Genomic DNA, 3,514 nt, shown 5'->3' with positions numbered 1-3,514 from the left:
GCCAGCTGGTCATCACGGACTGCTTCGTCATCGCGTCGGCGTCCAACGAGCGGCAGGTCAACGCCATCGTCGACGAGGTCGAGGAGAAGATGCGCCGCGCGGGCTACAAGCCCGCGCGGCGTGAGGGGACCCGGGAGGGCCGCTGGACATTGCTGGACTACCGCGACATCGTCGTACACATCCAACATCAGGACGACCGCGACTTCTACGCGCTGGACCGTCTGTGGGGCGACTGCCCGGTGCTGCCGGTGGACCTGTCGGCGGAACCGTTGGACCCGCGATGAGAATCCGTCGCCTGGTGATGTTGCGGCACGGCCAGACCGCCTACAACCGCGGCAGCCGGATGCAGGGTCAGCTGGACACCCAGCTCAGCGAGCTCGGCCGGGCGCAGGCGCATGCCGCGGCCGAGGCGCTGGGCAAGCAGCAGCCGCTGCTGATCGTCTCCTCCGACCTGCGGCGCGCCTACGACACCGCGGTGACGCTGGGGGAGCGGTCCGGCGTGGACGTCCGGGTCGACGAGCGGCTGCGCGAGACACATCTCGGGGACTGGCAGGGCTTGACGCACACGCAGATCGACGCCGAGGTCCCGGGTGCCCGCCTGGCGTGGCGCGAAGATGCTACGTGGGCGCCGCACGGCGGGGAGAGCCGGGTGGACGTGGCCGCGCGCAGCATGCCGCTGGTCGCCGAGCTGGTCGCCGGTAATCCGGAGTGGGGTAACCCCGACCAGCCGGATCGGCCGGTGGTGCTCGTCGCCCATGGCGGGTTGATCGCTGCGCTGTCGGCCGCGCTGCTGAAGCTGCCGGTCGGCAACTGGCCGATCCTGGGCGGCATGGGCAACGCGAGCTGGGTGCAACTTTCCGGTCACTCCCGCGGCGACGACGACGGGTTCGACGCGATCGGCTGGCGGCTGGATGTGTGGAATGCGTCGGCGCAGGTGTTCGGCGATGTCCTCTGAGGCACGCCCCGCGCTGCTGGTGTTCGCCGACTCCCTGGCCTACTACGGACCCACCGGGGGGCTGCCCGCCGACGATCCGCGGATTTGGCCCAATCTCGTTGCTGCACAGTTGGATTGGGATGTGGAATTGATCGGTAGGATCGGCTGGACCTGCCGCGACATCTGGTGGGCGGCGACCCAGGACCCGCGTGCGTGGGCGGCATTGCCCAGGGCTGGTGCGGTGATCTTTGCGACCGGCGGGATGGATTCGTTGCCGTCGGTGCTGCCGACGGCGCTGCGCGAACTGATCCGTTACGTGCGTCCGTCGTGGCTTCGGCGCCGGGTGCGTGACGGTTACGGCTGGGTGCAACCCAGGTTCTCGCTTGTCGCCAGGCCCGCGCTGCCCCCGCACCTGAGCGCAAAATACCTCGAACAGACGCGCGCCGCAATCGATTTCAACCGACCGGGGATCCCGATCGTGGCCTGCCTGCCGTCTGTGCACATCGCCGAGGCCTACGGGAAGTCTCACCGCGGCCGTCCCGGTACGGTGGCGGCGATCACCGAATGGGCGCAAGGCCGCGATGTTCCGCTGGTGGACCTCAAAGCCGCCGTGGCTGAAGAGATCATGAGCGGGCGGGGCAACCCGGACGGAATCCACTGGAACTTCGAGGCCCACCGGGCGGTCGCCGAGCTGATGCTCAAGGCGCTGGCCGAAGCCTCGCAGAAGGCTCAGGTGGCGGCTCAGAAGCCGTGTGACTGATCGTGACCCGCGCCGACGACGATGCAGAGCGCAGCGATGAGAAGGAGCGGCGCTCATGACTGTCGTGGTGGTGACCGATGCCTCGTCGCGGCTGCCGGTCGAGCTGCGCGAGAGGTGGGGGGTTCGCGTTGTCCCACTGCACGTCCTGATCGACGGCGTCAGCCTGCGCGAGGGTGTCGACGACATCCCCGACGACGTCCACCAGCGTCACGCCACCACGGCGGCGGCTACCCCGGCCGAACTAGCGGTGGCCTACCGGAAGGCGCTGGCCGACAGCGGCGGCGACGGGGTGGTGGCGGTGCACCTGTCGTCGGGGTTGTCGGGGACCTGTGCTGCGGCGCGTCACGCCGCGGCCGAGCTGGGCTCGACCGTGCGCGTCGTCGACTCGCGATCGGCCGCGATGGGCACCGGCTTTGTTGCACTGGCCGCCGCCCGGGCCGCGGCGGCGGGCGCCGACCTGGACACCGCTGCCGACGCGGCACGCGCGGCGGTGGCCCGCAGCCATGCGTTCGTGGTGGTTCACCGCCTGGACAACCTGCGCCGCAGCGGGCGGATCGGCGGCGCCAAGGCGTGGTTGGGCACTGCGCTGGCGCTCAAGCCGGTGCTGCGCATCGAGGACGGGAAACTTGTTCTGGCCCAACGGGTGCGCACCTTCGACAACGCTACCGGGATCGTGATCGACCGGGTTTGTGAGCTGGTGGGGGAGCAGTCCGCCGCGCTGGCGGTCCACCACGTGGCCAACCCCGATGGTGCCATCCGGGTAGCCGCCGTGTTTGCCCGGCGGCTACCCGCGTGCGGGCCCGCGATCGTGACCCCGCTGGGCCCGGTGCTCGCGCTGCACGTCGGTGCCGGAGCCGTGGCGGTCTGCGTGCAGCTGTCCGGGTAGCTGCACGTCGATCAGTGGTGTGCCGACAACACCGGCATCGGGGAGGTCTCGTCCTCTTTGGCCGCCACCGGCCGCCGCCCGTAGTCGCCCCGGGGGTGGACGACCTGCGGCCACCAGAACCAGCGGCCGAGCATGGTGGCGACCGAGGGCATCAGCAGCGTGCGCACGACCAGGGTGTCGAGCAGCAGACCGATGCAGACCGTGGAGCCGAACTGTCCCAGGACGGTCAGTTCGCTGCCCAGCATGGCCGCCATGGTGAAGGCGAACACCAGACCCGCCGATGTCACCACGGTGCCGGTGCCGGCCATGGACCGGATGTATCCGGTCTTGAGCCCGGCGTGGATCTCTTCCTTGAAACGGGAGACCAACAGCAGGTTGTAGTCGGATCCGACGGCCAGCAGGATGATGACCGACAACGCCATCACGATCCAGTGGATCTTGAAACCGAACAGGTCCTGCCAGATGAGCACCGACAGCCCGAACGACGCCGCGATCGAGCTGCCCGCGGTGCTCACGATGACCAGGGCGGCCACCACGCTGCGGGTCAGCAGCAGCATGATCATGAAGATCAGCGTCAGCGCCGAGATCACCGCGATCATCAGGTCGTACTTGGCGCCGTCATGCATGTCCTTGAAGGTGGCAGCCGTACCGCCCAGGAACACCTTGGCGTTCGACAGCGACGACTGCTTGAGCGCTTCCTGGGCGGCCAGGCGCTCGGAGTCGACCCGCGAGATCCCTTCCGGGGTCATCGGATCGCCCTGATGGGTGATGAAGAAACGGGTGGACTTGCCGTCGGGGGAAAAGAACATCTTGATGCCGCGGATGAACTCCGGGTTCGAGAACGCCTCGGGCGGCAGGTAGAAGAAGTCGTCGTTCTTGGACTTGTCGAAGCTTTGCCCCATGACGATCGCGGTGTCGTTCATCGCGTCCATCT

General features: G+C 68.6%; 5 protein-coding genes. 4 read left to right on the top strand and 1 reads right to left on the bottom strand.

The genetic code is table 11. The features are described 5' to 3' along the window. The 4 genes from rsfS to AC2VON_RS15010 all read left to right on the top strand — a co-directional run. Positions 1-284: ribosome silencing factor (gene rsfS, locus AC2VON_RS15025; RefSeq protein ID WP_486953666.1), on the top strand; the 284-nt coding region annotated here is incomplete at its 5' end. After that, entirely contained in the window at positions 281-955 is a 675-nt protein-coding gene (gene gpgP / locus AC2VON_RS15020; protein ID WP_486953665.1) for a glucosyl-3-phosphoglycerate phosphatase, read from the top strand. The genes rsfS and gpgP, both read left to right, overlap by 4 nt. After that, positions 945-1,694 carry a diglucosylglycerate octanoyltransferase gene (gene octT, locus AC2VON_RS15015; RefSeq protein WP_421529272.1) on the top strand — a complete coding sequence of 250 codons (750 nt, stop codon included), beginning with the start codon at positions 945-947 and terminating at the stop codon, positions 1,692-1,694. Before gpgP ends, octT begins: the two co-directional genes overlap by 11 nt. Positions 1,695-1,749: 55 nt before the next feature. Next, positions 1,750-2,580: a DegV family protein gene (locus AC2VON_RS15010; RefSeq protein ID WP_486953664.1), complete on the top strand. Its 831-nt coding sequence runs from the start codon at positions 1,750-1,752 to the stop codon at positions 2,578-2,580. Positions 2,581-2,591: 11 nt separating this feature from the next. On the opposite strand, the gene AC2VON_RS15005 is transcribed toward AC2VON_RS15010, so the two are convergent. Next, positions 2,592-3,514: MMPL family transporter (locus tag AC2VON_RS15005; RefSeq protein ID WP_486953663.1), on the bottom strand; the 923-nt coding region annotated here is incomplete at its 5' end.

It is taken from the genome of Mycobacterium sp. TH-M82, from assembly GCF_057473605.1.
The sequence above is the reverse complement of the archived record's forward strand: the minus strand, read 5'-3'. Positions and strand labels throughout refer to the sequence as shown.